The following is an 18,376-nucleotide window of genomic DNA, read 5'->3' as shown; positions in this document are numbered from 1 at the left end:
GGGAGTTTTTCGGGCTATGACCTACGTCGTCACCGACGCGTGCATCCGGTGCAAATATATGGATTGCGTCGAGGTGTGCCCGGTGGATTGCTTCTACGAAGGCGATAACATGCTCGTGATCAATCCGAGCGAGTGCATCGATTGCGGCGTGTGCGAGCCGGAGTGCCCGGCCGAAGCGATCCTGCCCGACACGGAAGCCGGTCAGGAGCAGTGGCTGGAGCTGAACGCGACCTTTTCCGCGCAGTGGCCGAACATCACACGGGCGCGACCGGCGCCGGCCGACGCAGACTCGTTCAAGGGCGTCGAAGGCAAGTACGACAAGTATTTTTCGGCAGACCCGGGCCAGGGCGACTGATCGACGAGGCGCAGGAACGTTTGGCGTTTTCGTCCCAAATATGTTAAGGAGCTGTCACATTTGGCGTGGCCGCCCCGGCTGCGCCCAAATCGGGTCGTCCTGTGAGAGCGTCCGCTTCCCAACTCCCCCCAATGCGGGAAGGCCGGGTACGCGTCACAAACTGAAAGGCTGATTGAATGGCTGCGAAGGCGCTAAGCTTCGACGTGGGTGATTACGTCGTCTATCCGAAGCATGGTGTGGGTCGCGTCGTGGAACTGCAGCAACAGCAGATCGCGGGCATCAACCTGGAACTCTACGTCCTGCGTTTCGAAAAGGAGCGCATGACGCTGCGCGTGCCGACCAACAAGGCGGAGAGCGTGGGCATGCGCAAGCTGTCGTCGGACAAGACGCTGCGCGAGGCGCTGCAGACGCTGGAAGGCAAGCCGCGGGTGAAGCGCACCATGTGGTCGCGCCGTGCGCAGGAATATGAGGCGAAGATCAATTCGGGCGACCTGGTGTCGATCGCCGAAGTCGTGCGCGACCTGTTCCGTGCCGACGACCAGCCCGAGCAGAGCTATTCCGAGCGGCAGATCTTCGAGGGTGCGGCCAGCCGGCTTGCCCGCGAGCTCGCCGCGATGGAGCAGATCGACGAGAAGAGCGCTCACGCCAAGCTGCTCGAGATCCTGAACAAGGCGGCGGCCATCTACAACAAGGAAAAGGTCGCCGACTGACCGCGATCGGGCCGCGTTCGACCGGACGCGGCCCCCATCGACCAGCGTCGCTTGCCCGTGGTGGCGCGATCCGGCTACCCCTTCGCCCAATGAAGGAGAGTGGCATGCGACATTTCCTGATCGGAGCGGCCTTCCTGCTGGTGGCCTGCGGTGAAGCGGCATCCAGCGAGAACGCCAACGTTGCGCAGCCCGCCGGCAACGAGGCGGGCGCGGCCGTGACCGGTGTTGCCGACGGCGACGGGCGACGGTTCGACGTCGCCGCGTTCGACACGGTTTCGCTGCGCGGGCCGGACAACATCGTGCTGCGCGTCGGGCCCGCCTATTCGGTGCGCGCGACGGGCGATGCCAGCGCGCTGGAGGCGCTGCGCATCCGCCGCGACGGCAACACGCTGGTGGTCGGCCGGCGCCAGGGGACCAGCCAGGGCGAGGCCACCATCACCGTAACCCTGCCGCGGCTGCTGGCGGCGAACATCGCGGGCGCGGGCGACATCAGCATCGATGCCGTGCGCGGCAACGACCTGACGCTCGGCATCGCCGGCGCGGGCGACATCCGGACAGGGACGCTCGAGGTCGGCCGGCTGACGGCCAGCATCGCGGGCGCGGGCAGCATGACGCTGAGCGGGACGGCCGAGGCCGCCAACATCACCATTGCCGGCGCGGGCGACGTGGATGCGGCCGCGCTGGTGGCGTCGCGCGCGGAGGTGTCCACCATGGGCGCGGGCGACGTGTCGCTGACCGTCAACGGACCGGCCAACCTGTCATCGATGGGGGTGGGCGACATCACGGTGACGGGGCAGACGGAGTGCACCATTTCGCGCGCAGGCGTGGGTGACGTGACATGCGGCTGAACGCCGCCGCGGCGGCCGCGCTGATGCTGGTCGCCGCAGCGGCACCGGCGCAGGCGGAGGAGCGGCGGCTGGCGCTGCCCGGGTTCGACCGTATCCGCCTGTCGGGACCGGTGACCGCGACGGTGGCGTCCGGGCGCGGCACCTCCATCCGCGCGACCGGGGACGGGCGGGCGTTGCAGGACATGGTTGCGCGGGTGGACGGCCGGCTGTTGGTGGTGACGGCGACCGGCGATGCGCCGGTGACGCTGGCGATCACCACCGGCGACGTGGCGGGCGTGCAGCTCGCCGGCCCTGCGACGCTGCGGGTCGACCGCGTCCGCGGGGACAGGGTGCGGCTGTCGGCGGAAGGCGCGTCGCGGCTGGAGGTCGGCCAGATGCGCGTCGACCGGCTCGACCTGTCGGCGACGGGAAGCGCGCGGGTGTCGGCGGCGGGCACGGCCACCACCGCGATCATCGCCGCGCAGGGGAGCGCCGCCGTCGATGCGGTGCGCCTGCAGACCGAGCGGCTGACGATCGCCGCGCAGGGCGACGGCGAGATCCGCGCGGCGGCCCGGCAGGACGCCCGGATCAGCGCGGAAGGATCCGGTGCGGTGACGGTGACGGGCAATCCGCGCTGTTCGGTGACGCAGCGCGGTGCGGGCGCGGTGCGCTGCGGCCGCTGACGGCCGGTCAGATCAGGGCGAGATCGAGGAGTTCTGCCGCAAGCGCGGGTGGGAGCGCGACTGCGCCCTCACCCGAGACGAGATCCTCCGGTGCGTCGGCGGGATCGAGGTAGCGCCAGCCCTGGTGCACGCGCTTGGCGCGCTGGCGGACGGGGATGACCAGCGGGTCCAGGCGGATCGCCCAGCGGCGCTCCCCCTCCAGCTCGCGAAAACCCAGGATCGGCTGGCGCGCGACCAAGCGATGCTTGATGATCCAGTAGAGCGAGCTGTCCGCGTCGATCTCCTGATGGCGGGTCGGGCGGAAGCGGGTGGTGATTTCGGCCGCGGTGCCGTCGCTGCGGGCGGCCATGCGCTCGACAAGCAGGTCGAGGCTGGCGCAGCCGACGGCGACCTTGCTGAGATGAAGGGGCATGACCCCCATGTGGCGCTTGGGCCCGTGCGATCAAGCAAGCCTCAGACGAGGCCGGATGCGACCGCGAGCCCGAGAAAAGCGAGAAAGCCGATGGAGTCGGTGATCATCGTCACGAACACCGACGACGCGACCGCGGGATCCTGATCGAGCCGTTCGAGGGTGAGCGGGACGAGCACGCCGGCCAGCCCCGCGATCAGGATGTTCACGATCATGGCGGTGGCGATCACCCCGCCGAGCCGGGGATTGCCGAACACGACGCCGGTGCCGATGCCGATGAGCACGGCGACGGTGCCGCCGTTGAGCAGCGCCAGCGCGATTTCACGCCGGATGGTGCGCAGGCTGTTGGAGCGGGTGAGCTGGTTGGTGGCGAGCGCGCGCACGGCCACCGCCATCGTCTGCGTGCCGGCATTGCCGCCGAGCGAGGCGACGATCGGCATCAGCACGGCAAGCGTCGCCATGGTGGCGATCGCGTCCTCGAAGCGCGAGATGATGAAGGACGCGACCAGCGCTGTGCCGAGATTGGCGATCAGCCAGCGGACGCGCGCCTTGTAGCTTTCGCGAAGCGGCTCGTTGATGTCGCCGTCGCCCGCGCCCGACAGCAGCAGCGCGTCCTCGCCCGCTTCCTCCTGGACGATGTGCAGGACGTCGTCGACGGTGATCATGCCGGCCAGCCGGCCGCTGCTGTCCACGACCGCGGCGGAGATGAGGCCGTATTTCTGGAAGCGGAGCGCGACCTCCTCCTGGTCCATGTCGACGGGGATGAGCGTCTGTTCGCGCTGCATCACGTCCTCGATCGCGATGTCGCGCGGGGTGCGCAGGATCCAGCTGAGCTGGCAGGTGCCGATCGGATGGTGGCGGTGATCGACGACGAAGATTTCCCAGAAATCGGTCGTCAGCTCCTCGTCGCGGCGGAGCCAGTCGATGACGTCGCCGACCGTCCAGTGCTGCGGCACCGCGATCAGCTCGCGCTGCATGAGGCGGCCGGCAGATTCCTCCGGATAGGAAAGCGCGGTCTCGATGGCGGCGCGGTCGTCGGGATCGAGCGCGTCGAGCACCGCCTGCTGGTCGCTGTCGTCGAGCTCCTCGATCATCGCGACCGCGTCGTCGGTGTCCATGGTGCCGGCGATGTCGGCGACCTGGACGGGGCCGAGCACCTCCATCAGCTCGTCGCGGACCCAGTCGTTCAGCTCCGCGATGACGTCGCCGTCGAGGCGGTCGCCGAGCGCGCCGGCGAGATCATGGCGGATCTCGCCCGGGACCTGTTCGATCAGGTCGGCGATGTCGGCGGTGTGGAGGGCGGCGACGAGCAGGCGGACAGCCTCGCTATCCTCGCGCTCCACCGCGTCGATGACGGCGCGGACAAAGGCGGGCTTCAGCCGGTCGTCCTCGTCGAGGTTGGTGTCGGGGCGGGCGTCGACCGGGCTGTCGGTGTCGGTCATGGCATGGGCTCCCGCGCAGGTCTCCCGCCGGGGCTAGTGAGCCTGGGGATCGATGAAAAGTGGGAAAGACCGGCGAAGGGCCTATATGCGGCGCTTCCCACACCCAACGCATGGAGTTGCCATCGTGGCCGACACGCTCACCTTCACCCTGGACAATGGCGGCGACGTCGTGATCCGCCTGCGCCCCGACCTCGCCCCCGGCCATGTCGAGCGCATCACCGAGCTGGCGAACGAGGGTTTCTACGACGGCGTGGTGTTCCACCGCGTGATCGACGGCTTCATGGCGCAGGGCGGCGACCCGACGGGCACCGGCACCGGCGGCAGCAAGAAGCCGGACCTGAAGGCCGAGTTCTCGAAGGAGCCGCATGTGCGCGGCACCTGTTCCATGGCGCGCACGTCGGCGCCGAACAGCGCGAACAGCCAGTTCTTCATCTGCTTCGACGATGCCCGCTTCCTGGACAACCAGTATACCGTCTGGGGCCAGGTTGAGTCCGGCATGGAGCATGTCGACGCGCTGCCGAAGGGCGAGCCGCCGCGCAGCCCCGGCAAGATCGTGAAGGCCACGGTCGCCTGATTTCGGGCCGCCGCCCCGGCCGGCCGTTGCCGCCGGGGCGGCGGGTTCACCTGTCTTCGAACAGCCAGTCGTGGAAGAGCCGCACGGGGCGCGCGTCGAGCGCGCGCGGCCGGCACGCGAACCAATAGCTGTAAGGGCTTTCCACCCGCACGTCGAAGAGCCGCACGAGCCGATCGTCGCGCGCCGCGAGGAAATGGCTTTCGTGCATGAACGCGACGCCAAGACCTTCTGCCGCAGCCTCCAGCATCAACTGACCTGAGTCGAAATGGTCGATGGCGAGCGGCTCCAGATCATCTAGGCCGAGATGGTGAAGGAAGGTCGGAAGCGTGTCGCCCATGTCCCGGTGCAGCAGCACGGTTGCGCGCGCGAGATCGGTCGGCTGCCGGAGCGCATCGCGTCCTTCGGTCAGCCGGCGCGAGGCAATCGGGTAGATGATGTCGGTGTTGATTCGCCGCGCGTAGAGCGCGGGATCGATCGAGCGGTCGAGCGTGATCGCGACATCAAGCGTGTCGCCGAGACGGACGAGCCCGTGGCCGCCCGTGTCCACATCGAGGTGGAGGGTCGGGTGGCGATGCCGAAGACTCGGCAGCCGGGGCAACAATTGCTGCGATGCGAACAAGGGCAGCACGCCCAAACGCAGCCGCATTTCATCGCTGTTTCCGGTCAGATCGGTGATCGCATCAGACATGGCGTCCAGCGCCGGGACGATGCTGGCGAGGAAGCGTTCACCATCGGCATTGGGCCGCACACCGCTGTGCGTGCGATTGAGAAGCTGGCGCCCGGCGAAGCGTTCCAGCGCCTGAACACGGCGGCTAAGCGCGGGTGACGAGAGCGCGAGCTCGTCCGCGGCGGCCTTGATCGAGCCGGTGCGGGCGACCTGCACAAAGGCCTCGATCGCGGTCAATGGAGGCAGCCTGCGCATGCCGGAACAGGTCTCCTTGCTGTCGTGCGGGCGTGTTGCGTCACTATGACCCGATCGTTGCACGAATCGCAATGCGGCTTATCGCTTTCGCACTTGCGAACGTTAACGCTGCACTGCAAAAGGAACGGGCCTTTCAGGCATCCTCTCCTAAACTTTCAAGGGTCGGTCCTTCGGGGCCGGCCCTTTTTTCTTGCCCTCTTGGCAACCGCGGCCCCCGCTTCCCATTCTTCCTTGCGAACAACGGGACGAGGTTGATGGCCGACGCGGAAAGCAAGATCGAGCGGATCCAGGTGGCGAATGCCCGCGCGGAGGACAGCGGACGTGGTCTGGCCCGGCTGCCCCGCGAGCGGATGTCCGCGCTGGGCCTGCAGGAAGGCGATGTCGTCGAGATCGTCGGCAAGCGGTCCACCCCCGCGCGCGCTGTGCTGCCATATCCCGAGGACGAGGGCATTGAGGTTATCCGGCTGGATGGCCTGCAGCGCGCCAATGCCGGCGTGGGATCCGGCGACTTCGTGGAGCTGCGGCGTGCCGAATCCAAGGCGGCGACGCGGGTGATCTTCGCGCCGGCGCAGCAGAACCTGCGCCTGCAAGGATCGAGCGCTGCACTGAAGCGGAGTTTTTCGGGACGGCCGCTGACGGCCGGCGACGTGGTGGCGACCGCCGGCCAGCGGCAGGTGGAACAGGGCAACCTGCCCCCGCAGCTGCAGCGAATGCTGAACGCGCCGGCCTATGCCCTGCAGGAGATCAGGCTGGCGGTCGTGTCGACGACGCCCAAGGGCATCGTCCACATCGACGAGACCACCGAGGTCGAGCTGCGCGCCGAATATGAGGAGCCAACCACCGCTCGGCGCGCGGACGTGACCTATGACGATATCGGCGGTCTGGGCAGCACCATCGACCAGCTGCGCGAGATGGTGGAGCTGCCGCTGCGCTATCCCGAGCTGTTCCAGCGCCTGGGCGTCGACCCGCCCAAGGGCGTGCTGCTGCACGGGCCGCCCGGCACCGGCAAGACGCGGCTGGCGCGCGCGGTGGCGAACGAGTCTGATGCCGAATTCTTTCTGATCAACGGCCCCGAGATCATGGGGTCCGCCTATGGCGAGTCCGAGCGCGCTTTGCGCGAAGTGTTCGAGCAGGCGACGGCGAACGCGCCGTCCATCGTGTTCATCGACGAGATCGATTCGATCGCACCCAAGCGCGGGCAGGTGTCGGGCGAAGCCGAAAAGCGGCTGGTCGCCCAGCTGCTGACGCTGATGGACGGCCTGGAGGCGCGCGCCAACCTGGTGGTGATTGCGGCGACCAACCGGCCGGAAGCGATCGACGAGGCGTTGCGCCGGCCCGGCCGGTTCGACCGCGAGATCGTGATCGGCGTGCCGGACGAGCGGGGGCGACGCGAGATCCTGGGCATCCACACGCGCGGCATGCCGCTGGCGCCCGATGTCGACCTGAAGGAGCTGTCGCGCACGACCTTCGGCTTTGTGGGAGCCGACATGGCCGCATTGACCCGCGAGGCGGCGATCGAGGCGGTGCGGCGGATCATGCCAAAGCTGAACCTGGACGAGCGCACGATCCCGCCCGAGGTGCTGGAGACCTTGAGCGTCACGCGGAGCGACTTCGTGGAAGCGCTGAAGCGGGTGCAGCCGTCGGCCATGCGCGAGGTGATGGTGCAGGCGCCGACCGTCCGCTGGGAGGATGTCGGCGGCCTGGATGCGGCGCGCGATCGTCTGCGCGAGGGCGTCGAGCTGCCGCTGAAGGATCCGGACGCGTTTCGCCGGCTCGGCATCCGGCCGGCCAAGGGCTTCCTGCTCTATGGCCCGCCCGGCACCGGCAAGACGTTGCTGGCGAAGGCAGTGGCGCGCGAGGCGGAAGCGAACTTCATCGCCACCAAATCAAGCGATCTCCTGTCCAAATGGTATGGCGAGAGCGAGCAGCAGATCGCCCGCCTGTTCGCCCGCGCGCGGCAGGTGGCGCCGACGGTGATCTTCATCGACGAGCTCGATTCGCTGGTGCCCGCGCGTGGCGGTGGCATGGGCGAGCCGCAGGTGACCGAGCGGGTCGTGAACACGATCCTGGCGGAGATGGACGGGCTGGAGGAATTGCAGTCCGTGGTGGTGATCGGGGCGACCAACCGGCCCAACCTGATCGATCCGGCGCTGCTCCGGCCCGGGCGGTTCGACGAGCTGGTCTATGTCTCCGTTCCCGACCAGGGCGGGCGTCGCCGGATCCTGGGCATCCACACCGGGCGCATGCCGCTGGCCGACGATGTCGACCTGGACAGCCTGGCGGCACGCACCGACCGCTTCACGGGTGCCGACCTGGAGGATCTGGTGCGGCGGGCGGGACTGTTCGCGCTGCGTCAGTCCCTTTCCACCCAGGCGGTGACGATGGCGCATTTCGAACATGCGCTGGAGGAGACGCGGCCGTCGGTGACGCCGGAGATCGAGCGCGATTACGAGCAGATCGCCGCCAAGCTGAAGCAGGATGCGCGCGGGCTGGACCCGATCGGGTTCATCGCGCCGGGCATGCTCACGCCGCGGGGGACGAAGGCACCTTAATCTGCGCAAGCGCATAGCCGATGACGAGGACGAGCGCGGCGGTCGCGACCAGATAAGGGAGCGGCCGCCACAGTTCGTAGAGCCCGACGCCGATCGCCGGGCCAAGCACGAAGGCGGCGCCGTTGATCGCGGTGGTGCGGCCGGCGACCGAGCCCTGCGCCTCCGCCCCCACCGCCAGCGAGGCGCCGGCGGTGAAGCCGGGACGAAGAAAGCCGAAGCCGATCGAGGCGAGCGCATAGGACAGCGCGAGTGCGTGGAGCCCGTCGACCAGCGCGATCGCCAGCGCACCGGCGGCGGCGAGCACCGCGCCCCACAGCACCAGACCGCGCGGTCTGAGGTCGAGCAGGGGGATGAGGCCCCATTGTGCCAGCAGCGCGGCGCCCGCGCCGACCATGAGCACGATGCCGATCGATCCCTGCGCCGCCTCCGCCGGCAGGGCCAGCCGATCGATGATGAGGAAGCCGATCGACTGGCCGATCATCGCCTGCGCATGCCCCATGGTGAGCCCCACGATCATCCATGGAAGGATGCGCCGGTCCGTCCAGGCGACGGCGGCGCGGCCGGGCGCGGTGGCCGCGACCACGCTGGCGCCCGTCTGCTGGCCGCCGATGGTGGGGTAGGAGGTGACGGCACCCGACCCGCGGGCGGAGCCGGACGACGCCTCCCGCGACAGGCCGAAGCCGACGGTGAGAACGACGACCACCGCAACCAGCGAAAAGGCATAGGCCGGGCCGGCGAGGCCGACCAGCGGCAGCACGAACAGCGGCGCCAGCGCGGGGCCGATGATGGTGCCGAGCCCGAAGGCGGAGGCGAGCAGGCTGAGCGCGCGGGTGCGGGCTTCCGGCCCGGTGCGTTCGGCCACCATCGCCTGCGCGGCCGGCGGAGTTGCCGCGCCGAAGCCGCCGTAGATGAGACGGGCGCCGACGAACGCGGCCAGCGTGGCCGTTCCCCCGATCCAGCCCGCCAGGCCTGCGCTGAGCGCGAGCGCGCAGAAGATCGACGACAGTGCAAAGCCGATCAGGCCAAGGAGCACCATGCGGCGCCGGCCGTGGCGATCCGACCGTTTCGCCCAGAACGGTGCGGCGACCACCCACAAGAGGGCGGACACGGAAAAGGCGACGGCGATCGCGGTGTCGGGCAGGCCGAGCCGCCGGCCGATGCCCGGCATCACCGACTGCAGCGCGGTGTTGCCGGCGGCGATCGTCATCATCGACAGGAACAGGAGGGCGAAGTCGCGATCGACGCGGGGGGCAGGCGCGGTCATGCCGGTGTCTTTGACCGATCGAACGTCGGAAGGCGACATCGGCACCGCTCCGGAACTTGCGTGGTCGTGACGGATTTGCGACGGAGCGGTTTCACGTTCGTGACGGAGCTTCGATGACGGCCACGGTTAAGGCGGAACGCCGCTCTCCCCTGCAGGCGCTTGCCCACAAGAGCCGTCCCATGACGATGTTCTTCAAGGGATTCGTCAAGAACCCGGTCATGGTCGGGTCGATAATCCCGTCATCGGACAAGCTGATCGACAAGATGCTGGGCCCTGTCGATTGGGCGGCGACCAAGCTGTTCGTCGAATATGGGCCGGGCGTCGGCACCTTCAGCCGCGCGATCCTGGACAAGCTGCCGGCGGACGGCACCTATGTGGCGATCGACACCAACCCCGACTTCATCGACTATCTGCGGGCCGAGTTCCGCGATCCCCGCTTCCACGCGGTGAAGGGATCAGCGGCGGACGTGCGGCGGATCATCGCCGACCTTGGCCACGACCATGCCGACTATATTCTGTCGGGGCTGCCCTTTTCGACGCTGCCCCCGGGCGTGGGCCCGGCCATCGCATCGGAAACGCGCGCGGCGCTCCGCCCGGGCGGCGCCTTCCTGGTCTATCAGTTCAGCCCCAAGGTCCGCGACTTCATCGCACCGCATTTCGAGCGGATCGACCATGGGTTCGAGGTGTGGAACGTGCCGCCGGCGCAGCTTTACTGGGCCTGGGCCGACTGACCCCCTTGCTTGCCGGGGCGGGCGCGACTGCCTATCTCGGACATCATGAGTGCGATTGACCTTTCCCCGGCCGCGGCCGCCCGTGTCGCTGCGATCGCGGCGCGCCAGTCCAAGCCCGCCATCCTTCGGCTGGCGGTGGAAGGCGGCGGGTGCTCCGGCTTCCAGTACAAGTTCGGGCTGGCCGATGAAGTCGAGGCCGACGACGAGCGGGCGGAGCGCGACGGCGTGACGCTTGTGGTGGATCCGGTAAGCATCGACCTGGTGCGCGGCGGGACCATCGATTTCGTCGAAAGCCTGGGTGGGGCCGCGTTCCGGGTGACGAACCCCAATGCGGCGTCCGGATGCGGCTGCGGCACCAGTTTCTCTATCTGACGTGCGGATCGCGACCTACAACATCAACGGCATCAAGGCGCGTCTCCTTCGGCTGCTGGAGTGGCTTGGCGAGACGACGCCCGACGTGGTCTGCCTGCAGGAGCTGAAGAGCCAGGACGAAGGCTTTCCGGCGGCCGACATCGAGGCGGCCGGATATCAGGCGATCTGGCACGGGCAGAAGAGCTTCAACGGAGTCGCGATCCTGTCGCGCGCGGGGCTGGACCTGCACGAGACGCAGCGCGGGCTGCCCGGCGACCCCGAGGACGCACAAAGCCGCTACCTCGAGGCCGCGGTGAACGGCGTGATCGTCGGCTGCCTGTACCTGCCGAACGGCAATCCGCAGCCGGGCCCCAAGTTCGATTACAAGCTTGCCTGGATGGAGCGGCTCGCGGCGCGGGGAGAGGCGCTGCTGGCGTGCGAGGCCCCGGTGATCCTGGCCGGCGACTGGAACGTCATCCCGACCACGACCCACGACGACACGTTTTCAGTCCGCGCGATGGCGGACGACGCGCTGATGCAGCCCGAGTCGCAGGCGGCGTTCCGGCGCATCCTGGCGCAGGGCTGGATCGATGCGATCCGCACCTTCCAGCCGAGCGGACCGGCCTACACCTTCTGGGACTACCAGGCGGGCGCATGGGCGCGGGATGCGGGGTTCCGCATCGACCATCTGCTGGCAAGCCCGGTCGCAGCCGACCGGCTGGTTCGGGCGGGCATCGACCGCGCCTATCGCGGGCGCGAGAAGGCGAGCGACCATGTGCCGGTGTGGGTGGAGCTTCGCTGACCCTCCGGCGCGCCGGTGACAGCCGGCCGCGATCTGCACAGGCCGGTCACGGCGCTGTTGATCATCGCTGCACATGCAGCGGCCATCCTGATGCTGCTGTTCGGCCCGCGACCGCGGACGATCATGCCGCCAGCAGGCGGACTTGCCATCTTCGAGCTGAGGGTACCCGAGCCGCCGCCGCCGGTCGCACCCGAACCCGCCGGGTCGGCGGCGCCGCCAGCACCGCGTGCCGAGCCGCGCCCGATCCCGGCGCCGCCGCCGATCCTGCCCACGCCCGCACCGCCGGCGCCGCCGGTCGCCGCTGCGGGACCGGACGTGACCGCCGGCGCCAGCGACCGGGCGGGGCCGGGAAGCGGAGCGGGTGGTGACGGAATCGGGCGCGGCAGCGGCGGCGCAGGCGACGGGACCGGTGGCGGAGGAATAGCGACGCGCGCGGAATATCTAAGCGGCCGGATCGTCGACCGCGACTTCCCGCGTGCAGCGCGCCGGCTGCGGGCGGAAGGCACCGTTGTCGCCGCATTCACGGTGACGCCGGATGGCCGGGCTGCGGGATGCGAGATCCGCCAATCGAGCGGGAACGAAGCGCTGGACGAGACGACCTGCCGGCTGATCGAGGAGCGGTTTCGCTTCGAACCCGCGCGCGACCGCGAGGGGCGTCGGGTGGCAGACATCGCCGGGTGGCGGCAGGACTGGTGGCTGGAGGGAGGTTGAGGCTCAGTCTCGGCGAGCGTTCATCTCCGCAGCGCAGCGATCAGCTGCGGTGAAGACGGGATCGACGAGCGGCCACATATTTGCGCCACTCCATCTGATTACGGCAGTGCCACCGGACGTCGCCGTATCGATCTCAATGCTGTAAGTTGGAGCATGCGCATAGGGCGACAGGCTGGGAGAGCCCGTCCGAACGGATGGGAAGTCGATCTCCATCGTCTTGCCGGCCTGATCGATCCTCAAGACCTCCGCCAACAAGGCTGGACAATCCTTGGACGATATCGCGACCGTGCGGCCGTGTTCGATCAACGCGGTGGTAGGATCCGGAAGCACGGAGAACAGCCGTTCGGCGGCGTCACCCCGATCCAGGCGCGAAGGATCGATACGCTGATCGGCCATCCTTCGCGCAAGAGCCTCTGGATCGAAGACGTTCCGTGCCCAGGTGGAAAGCGCTTGATCGGTGCACGTCCAGGGGAAGATCGCCTCCACAAAGCGCAGTCGGCAGTCCTGCGGCACGGCAGCCGTCAGCGGATCTGCCGTCTCCGCGCAGGACTCCATCACCGCCGCGTACCGGGGACTGGTCATGCTGATCAAAGCGCCGGGATTGTGGAACCCGGGTTCGTGATCGCGGGCCCAAACACGCCATGCTGCGGCAAGCCTTTTGCCGTCGATGAAGCTTTTCCACGCATAGTAAAGCTGGTTCATCTCGTAACCGCCCTGCGGCGCGAAGCCTTGACCAGGCGCAAACGGCGGACAGGGCACATGTGCGGTCGCTGCACTTGCCGTGGCGATCATGGCAGCGCCGATCAATGCCGCCGACCAGCGGGACCTCATCGTTGATCGCTGATCACAATTGCTTGTCATAGATCACATATTCCCGGTTGACCCGACTTTCGATGGCTTCGGCGATGCCGCGCATCCCTTTGTTGTCGTCCAGGATCCAGCCGATCTCACCGCGGGTCGCACCGTATTTGGTGGTGGCGCTGCGGCGAATATACTCGATCATCATGAAGGCGAGCTGCGATGCCATGCGGCTTGCCTGCAGGCGTTTGACCACGCCCATCAGCGGCACCCGCATCGTGCGCACCTTTGGCGCGCGCAGCCACCACAGCAGCTTCGCCCAGCCAAAGGGGAAGAGGGAGCCTTTCAGCGGGCGCAGCGCCTCGTTCATGTCCGGGAGCGTCATCATGAAGGCGACCGGTTCGCCTTCGAGCTCGCCGATCATGATGAGGTCGTTGAAGACGATCGGCTTCAGCTGCTTGCCGGCATAGGCGACTTCCTCGTCCGTGAACGGCACGAAGCCCCAGTTGCTGGACCAGGCGTCGTTGAGGATGTGGAGGATGATCGCGGCCTCCTCGTCGAACCTCGACTTGTCGACGGGGCGGATGCGGATCTTGGAATTCTTTTCGCCGGCCTGCACGATGCGCTCGATCAGCGGGGGGAAGGGCTGATCGATCTTGAGCTCATAGGTGTAGAGCGACTTGGCAGGCTGGTAGCCGGCGGCCGTCACCCAAGCCTCGTACCGCGCATCATGGTGGCCCATCATCACGGTGGGCGCATGATCATGGCCTTTCACCAGAAGGCCGGGCTCCTCCCAGATCGACAGGCTGATCGGGCCCAGCGACCGGGTCATGCCCTGATCCTTCAGCCAGGCTTCCGCCGCGGCGATGAGCAGGCGGAACGTCGCCTCGTCCTCCGCCTCCATGAGGCCCCAGTTGCCGGTGCCGGGCCCCATGCCCTGTTCGGCGGGCTGCGTGACCGCGAGATGATCGACATGGGCGGAGATGCGCCCAACCACCCGCCCGTCCCGTTCTGCCAGAAACAGCGCCATGTCGGCATGGCCGAAGAAGGGATTCTTCTTCCGGTCGATGAGGCCGGCCGCCTCGCTCTTCAGCGGCGGGATCCAGTTGGGATCGGCGGCATAGAGGCGATAGGGCAGATCGACGAAGGCGCGGGTGTCGGCCTTCGTGCGGACGGGGCGGATGCTGGTCATATGCCTGCGTAGCGCGGCGGCGCGGCTTGGCAAACGAGTTGATTGAGGGCGGAGCTCTCAGCCGCGCTTGGCCGCCTCGATCAGCTCCGCGGGGCCGACATAGGCCTCCTGCCGGGCGACGCTCCAATAGCGGAGGTCCTCCAAGGCGATGGGCCGGCCGGTGACGGCGCAAAGCACATGGCTGCCCCGCCGGATGACCTGGATGTCCGGCGTGTCGTACCGAATGATGGCGAGACCCGCGCGATCAAGCATGGTCGGCGGCGCGGTGGCGCTGGCGCGGATGGCCGCTCACCACCCCGCCGGACAGCTCGGCGACCTTTGGCCACCGCTTCGCCGCTTCCTCGTCATAGCCGAGGTTGAACACGGTCGGCGACTTTGCCTTGCGCTCCTGCCGTTCGTAGAAGGTGCCGAACAGGCGATCCCAGAAATAGTTGGTGATGCCGAAGTTGCCGGTTTCGTCATGGAAGTGGTGCGCCATGTGACGCGCCTTCATGGCGGCCAGCATCTTGTTGCGCGGCTTGTACGCCAGATGCTGGATGCAGTGGCAGAACTCATAAAAGCAGGTGGTGAGCAGGCCGGTGGCGATCGCCGCCATCGCGCCGCCGAAGCCGCCGATCAGCCAGCCGACCGGCGCCGTCGCGACCACAATGGCCGGCAAGGTCGTGTGGAGCGCGCCGAACAGCACCTCCAGATGGTTCGGATCCTGATGGTGATCATAGTGGATCCGCTTCCAGGTGGAGGCGAGTGGCGACACCTTGAACATCCAGCGGCTGTGCAGGACCCAGCGGTGGAGCACATACCAGGCGAGCGGGTAGACGAGAGCGGCGACCGCAACGGCGGCAACCGTCTGCAGCGGGGAGGCTGGGCGCCACACGAACGCGGCGATGGCTGCCGCGGCGCAGAGCAGGTAGCCCATGATCGCGGGATATTGGAAATAGGCGATCACCAGTTCCCGGAACGTCATGCGATCGAGATGGTGCGAGCGGTTCCAGAAGCCCGTCTTCGCTGTAGTCGACCCTTCCACGCCTTCACCCTTCGCTGTCGTCACGTGCCCCATGTTGTAACGCATTAAGGCAGTTTTTAGACGTCGGTGCGACGGAAGGCCCCAATCTGTTGCTTCCCGGTCACTCCTCCGTGCGGAACAGCACGGTCTGACCGATCAGGAAGAACAGCACGAACGGCGCCCAGGCAGCGAGGAAGGGCGGGTAGGCGCCGAGGTTGCCCATGGCGAGCGCGAAATTGTCGGCCACGAAATAGGTGAAGCCGAGCGCCATGCCGATGACGCTGCGCACCAGGAGCTTGCCCGAGCGCGCGAGGCCGAAGCCGGCAACCGCGCCAAGGAAGGGCATCAGCACCGACGACAGCGGCCCGGAAAATTTGTGCCACCAGCCGGTGCGGACCTCGTTGGTCGGACGGCCGGCCTCTTCCAGATCCTCGATCGCGGTCGACAGCTGCGTGAAGGGCAGGGCGTCCGCATCGACGCGGGCGAGGGTGAACTGATCCGGGCGAACGCCGGTCGCGACCACCGCCGACCCGATCGCGCGTTCGGTGCCGCTCTGCACCTCGAACAGCGAGGCGTTGGTCAGCAGCCAGCCGGTGCCGTTTGGCGCGGGGCGCGCCGCCTCGGCCTCGATGATCTGTTCCATGCCGCCGTTGGTGCCGCGTTGGTAGAGCGTGACGCCCGTCAGGCGGGTGTCGGCGCCGCGGCCGGCGACGGCGGTGGCGAACACAAGATCGTTGCCGTCACGCGCCCAGACGTTCGACAGCGACCCGCTGCCGTCCGGGACGGGGCCATAGCGCGCGGCCTGCCACGCGGTCAGCGCCGCATTGGAGCGGGTGACGATGCGTTCGTGAAACACGAAGGCGAACAGCGCGACGCCGAGCGAAGCGAGGACGAGCGGCGCCAGGATCTGGTGCGCGGACATGCCCGAGGCCTTGAGCGAGATGACCTCGCTGTTCTGGTTGAGCGTGGCCAGCGTGATCAGCGTGCCCAGGAGGATCGCGAACGGCAGAAAGCGGTCGACGATCTGCGGGATGCGGAGGAAGACGTAGCGCACGACCTCCGCCTGGCCATTTCCGGGCTGGGCGAGGATGCGGCCGGATTCACCCAGCAGATCGAGCGCCATGAGGATGAGGACGAGCCCACCCAAGACGGCCAGGCTGCGCACCAGGAACAGCCGGGCCATGTAGATGGAGACGGTGCGGGACGGGAAGAAGGATGTCACCGGATCACGCCTCCGCCGGACGGCGCGTGCGGGTGAAGCCGCGCCGGATGCGCTTCCCGATCTTGCCGAAGCCGCGTTCCAGCGCGCCGATCGGCTGGCCGCCGGGCTTGAAGGCGAGGGTGCGGTACATCCAGAAGATCAGTGCCGCGAACAGCGCAAAGGGCACCCAGAGCGCCACCACCGGATGAACCCGCCCCAGCGCGGCGATCGCCTCACCATATTCGTTGACCTTGTGATAGGTCACGACGATCACGATCGAGAGGAAAAGGCCGAGCCCCGAGGTCGACCGCTTGGGCGGCACCGCCAATGCCACCGCGAGCAGCGGCAGGAGCAGCATGGATGCGACTTCCACGATGCGGAAGTGGAAGTTGGCGCGCACCTCGTTGCGGGTCACCACCGGCGTGTCGACGGCGCGGCCGGTGCGGAACAGCTCCGGGATGGTCAGCTCCCGGTCGCTGTCGCCGCGGGCACGGAACGCATCCAGCTGCGGCAGGTCGATCGGCAGGTCGTGCTGCGAGAAGCTGAGCACGCGGGGCACGGTGAAGCTTGGCGAATTGTGGATGAGCGTGCCGTTCGTCAGCCGCAGGACGATGGTGTTGAGGTCGCTGGTGGCAAGGAACGTTCCGCGTTCCGCCGACACTGACAGTTCGTTGCGACCGTCCTCCGCACGCACGAAGATGCCGCTCAGCTCCCGCCCGCCATCGCGGCTCGTCTCGATCCGGAGCGTGAGATCCTGTCCGAGGTTGGTGAATTCGCCCACGTTGATGGACGCGCCGAGCGCGCCCGAGCGCAATTCGAACTCGAGCTGTTCATAGGCGTAGCGGGCATTGGGCTGGATGAAGCCGACGATGAGGAGGTTCACCGCCATCAGCCCCAGCGCGTAAAGATACGGCACGCGCAGCAGGCGGGTGTAACCGACGCCCACCGCCTGGAACACGTCGAGCTCCGACGAGGTGGCGAGCTTGCGGAAGGCGAGCAGGATGCCGAGCATCAGGCCGATCGGGATGCCCAGCCCGAGATATTCCGGAATCTGGTTGGCGAGCATGCGCCACACGACGCCGACGGGGCCACCTTCAGCCGCGACGAAATCGAACAGGCGCAACATCTTGTCGAGGATGAGCAGCATCGCCGCCACGATCAGCGTGCCGAACAGCGGCAGCGCGATCAAGCGGGCGAGATAGCGATCCGTGGCGGTCAGCATCGTTCAGATTTCAGACGTGTGGACACCATGTTTTGGCCGTAAACGACGCCAATCTCCCGATCCAAGAGCCCGGACGGCCGTGCCGATCCGTCCGGGCTATAGCGTTGGTACAAGGAGAGGTCATGCGCAAATATCCGCTGGCTGCCGCCGCGATGGCGGCCATGATAATCCCGGGCGGAGCGGCGCTGGCACAGCCAGCTGCCTGCCGCGGCACCGCGCTGCTGGTGAGCGTCAGCGGCTTCAAGGAGCGCGCCGGGACCCTTCGCGTGCAGACCTATGCAGGCGCCGCCAACTATGCCGACGGGCACCGCCGGGTGAGCCGGATCGAGGTTCCGGTGCCGCGCGGATCGGGGCCGGTCGACGTGTGCGTGCCGTTGCCGGGCGCGGGCGACTATGCCGTGTCGATCCGCCACGACGCCAATGGCGACGGTCGATCGGACCGCGGCGATGGGGGCGGCTTTTCCAACAATCCGCGGCTGTCGCTGGGGCAGGCGATCTCCCGCCGCAATCCGTCCTATGACAGCGTCCGGGTGGATGCCGGCGCGGGCCGGGTGACGCCCGTGCCGATCACGCTCAACTATCTTCGCGGGCTGTCGATCGGACCGATCCGCCGGAACCCGTGATCAC

Annotated in this window: 21 protein-coding genes; 11 read left to right on the top strand and 10 right to left on the bottom strand. The window is 68.0% G+C overall.

What is annotated here, in order from left to right:
• The first annotated feature begins 16 nt into the window (after window positions 1–16).
• The 4 genes from fdxA (at window position 17) to GGR88_RS08585 (ending at window position 2,575) form a co-directional block, all read left to right on the top strand.
• Window positions 17–355: a ferredoxin FdxA gene (gene fdxA, locus GGR88_RS08600; RefSeq protein WP_167954098.1), complete on the top strand. Its 339-nt coding sequence runs from the start codon at window positions 17–19 to the stop codon at window positions 353–355.
• A 176-nt stretch (window positions 356–531) separates the two neighbouring features.
• The gene (locus GGR88_RS08595) at window positions 532–1,065 is read left to right on the top strand and encodes a CarD family transcriptional regulator (RefSeq protein WP_167954097.1); all 534 of its coding nucleotides are present in this window, start codon (window positions 532–534) and stop codon (window positions 1,063–1,065) included.
• A 104-nt stretch (window positions 1,066–1,169) separates the two neighbouring features.
• Window positions 1,170–1,913, top strand: a complete 744-nt coding sequence (locus tag GGR88_RS08590; protein ID WP_167954096.1) for a head GIN domain-containing protein — start codon at window positions 1,170–1,172, stop codon at window positions 1,911–1,913.
• Entirely contained in the window at window positions 1,904–2,575 is a 672-nt protein-coding gene (locus GGR88_RS08585; protein WP_167954095.1) for a GIN domain-containing protein, read from the top strand. Before GGR88_RS08590 ends, GGR88_RS08585 begins: the two co-directional genes overlap by 10 nt.
• Window positions 2,576–2,582: 7 nt before the next feature.
• On the opposite strand, the gene GGR88_RS08580 is transcribed toward GGR88_RS08585, so the two are convergent.
• Complete coding sequence (locus GGR88_RS08580) at window positions 2,583–2,987, bottom strand: DUF1489 family protein (protein WP_167954094.1); 405 nt, start codon at window positions 2,985–2,987, stop codon at window positions 2,583–2,585.
• Between the two features lie 41 nt (window positions 2,988–3,028).
• Window positions 3,029–4,426 (bottom strand): magnesium transporter, encoded by a 1,398-nt coding sequence (gene mgtE, locus GGR88_RS08575; RefSeq protein WP_167954093.1) that lies wholly within the window; start codon window positions 4,424–4,426, stop codon window positions 3,029–3,031.
• A 121-nt stretch (window positions 4,427–4,547) separates the two neighbouring features.
• Here mgtE and GGR88_RS08570 point away from each other — a divergent pair, with 121 nt between their 5' ends.
• Window positions 4,548–5,000 carry a peptidylprolyl isomerase gene (locus GGR88_RS08570; protein WP_167954462.1) on the top strand — a complete coding sequence of 151 codons (453 nt, stop codon included), beginning with the start codon at window positions 4,548–4,550 and terminating at the stop codon, window positions 4,998–5,000.
• Between the two features lie 46 nt (window positions 5,001–5,046).
• Here the strand turns inward: GGR88_RS08570 and GGR88_RS08565 are convergent, their stop codons facing one another.
• On the bottom strand, window positions 5,047–5,922 hold the full coding sequence (locus GGR88_RS08565; protein ID WP_167954092.1) for a LysR substrate-binding domain-containing protein: 876 nt from the start codon (window positions 5,920–5,922) through the stop codon (window positions 5,047–5,049).
• A 254-nt stretch (window positions 5,923–6,176) separates the two neighbouring features.
• On the opposite strand from GGR88_RS08565, the gene GGR88_RS08560 reads away from it, so the two are divergent.
• On the top strand, window positions 6,177–8,474 hold the full coding sequence (locus GGR88_RS08560) for a CDC48 family AAA ATPase (RefSeq protein ID WP_167954091.1): 2,298 nt from the start codon (window positions 6,177–6,179) through the stop codon (window positions 8,472–8,474).
• Here the strand turns inward: GGR88_RS08560 and GGR88_RS08555 are convergent.
• Window positions 8,446–9,738, bottom strand: coding sequence for an MFS transporter (locus GGR88_RS08555; protein WP_167954090.1), 1,293 nt, complete (start codon window positions 9,736–9,738; stop codon window positions 8,446–8,448). The two genes, GGR88_RS08560 and GGR88_RS08555, sit on opposite strands and share 29 nt — an antisense overlap.
• A 113-nt stretch (window positions 9,739–9,851) precedes the next feature.
• Between GGR88_RS08555 and GGR88_RS08550 the strand changes: the two genes are divergently transcribed.
• The 4 genes from GGR88_RS08550 (at window position 9,852) to GGR88_RS08535 (ending at window position 12,333) form a co-directional block, all read left to right on the top strand.
• The gene (locus GGR88_RS08550) at window positions 9,852–10,469 is read left to right on the top strand and encodes a class I SAM-dependent methyltransferase (RefSeq protein ID WP_167954089.1); all 618 of its coding nucleotides are present in this window, start codon (window positions 9,852–9,854) and stop codon (window positions 10,467–10,469) included.
• 45 nt (window positions 10,470–10,514) lie between these two features.
• Complete coding sequence (erpA, locus tag GGR88_RS08545) at window positions 10,515–10,841, top strand: iron-sulfur cluster insertion protein ErpA (RefSeq protein WP_167954088.1); 327 nt, start codon at window positions 10,515–10,517, stop codon at window positions 10,839–10,841.
• A 1-nt stretch (window position 10,842) separates the two neighbouring features.
• Window positions 10,843–11,622 (top strand): exodeoxyribonuclease III, encoded by a 780-nt coding sequence (gene xth, locus GGR88_RS08540; RefSeq protein ID WP_167954087.1) that lies wholly within the window; start codon window positions 10,843–10,845, stop codon window positions 11,620–11,622.
• 90 nt (window positions 11,623–11,712) lie between these two features.
• Window positions 11,713–12,333 (top strand): energy transducer TonB, encoded by a 621-nt coding sequence (locus GGR88_RS08535; RefSeq protein WP_245196475.1) that lies wholly within the window; start codon window positions 11,713–11,715, stop codon window positions 12,331–12,333.
• Window positions 12,334–12,336: 3 nt separating this feature from the next.
• Here the strand turns inward: GGR88_RS08535 and GGR88_RS08530 are convergent, their stop codons facing one another.
• From GGR88_RS08530 to lptF, 6 genes are all read right to left on the bottom strand, one after another.
• Complete coding sequence (locus tag GGR88_RS08530; protein WP_167954086.1) at window positions 12,337–13,164, bottom strand: hypothetical protein; 828 nt, start codon at window positions 13,162–13,164, stop codon at window positions 12,337–12,339.
• A gap of 13 nt (window positions 13,165–13,177) precedes the next feature.
• Window positions 13,178–14,323 (bottom strand): GNAT family N-acetyltransferase, encoded by a 1,146-nt coding sequence (locus GGR88_RS08525; protein ID WP_167954085.1) that lies wholly within the window; start codon window positions 14,321–14,323, stop codon window positions 13,178–13,180.
• A 57-nt stretch (window positions 14,324–14,380) separates the two neighbouring features.
• Entirely contained in the window at window positions 14,381–14,575 is a 195-nt protein-coding gene (locus GGR88_RS08520) for a DUF2093 domain-containing protein (RefSeq protein ID WP_167954084.1), read from the bottom strand.
• Complete coding sequence (locus GGR88_RS08515; protein ID WP_245196729.1) at window positions 14,568–15,287, bottom strand: sterol desaturase family protein; 720 nt, start codon at window positions 15,285–15,287, stop codon at window positions 14,568–14,570. The genes GGR88_RS08520 and GGR88_RS08515 overlap by 8 nt, the downstream gene beginning before the upstream one ends.
• Before the next feature lie 160 nt (window positions 15,288–15,447).
• Window positions 15,448–16,509, bottom strand: coding sequence for an LPS export ABC transporter permease LptG (gene lptG / locus GGR88_RS08510; protein ID WP_167954460.1), 1,062 nt, complete (start codon window positions 16,507–16,509; stop codon window positions 15,448–15,450).
• A gap of 43 nt (window positions 16,510–16,552) precedes the next feature.
• The gene (lptF, locus tag GGR88_RS08505; RefSeq protein WP_167954082.1) at window positions 16,553–17,749 is read right to left on the bottom strand and encodes an LPS export ABC transporter permease LptF; all 1,197 of its coding nucleotides are present in this window, start codon (window positions 17,747–17,749) and stop codon (window positions 16,553–16,555) included.
• Window positions 17,750–17,871: 122 nt separating this feature from the next.
• On the opposite strand from lptF, the gene GGR88_RS08500 reads away from it, so the two are divergent.
• Window positions 17,872–18,372 (top strand): DUF2141 domain-containing protein, encoded by a 501-nt coding sequence (locus GGR88_RS08500; protein WP_167954081.1) that lies wholly within the window; start codon window positions 17,872–17,874, stop codon window positions 18,370–18,372.
• Window positions 18,373–18,376 lie beyond the last annotated feature (4 nt).

The organism is Sphingomonas jejuensis (assembly GCF_011927695.1).
GTDB lineage: Bacteria > Pseudomonadota > Alphaproteobacteria > Sphingomonadales > Sphingomonadaceae > Sphingomonas_K > Sphingomonas_K jejuensis.
This window is presented reverse-complemented; position numbering and strand designations above follow the sequence as displayed.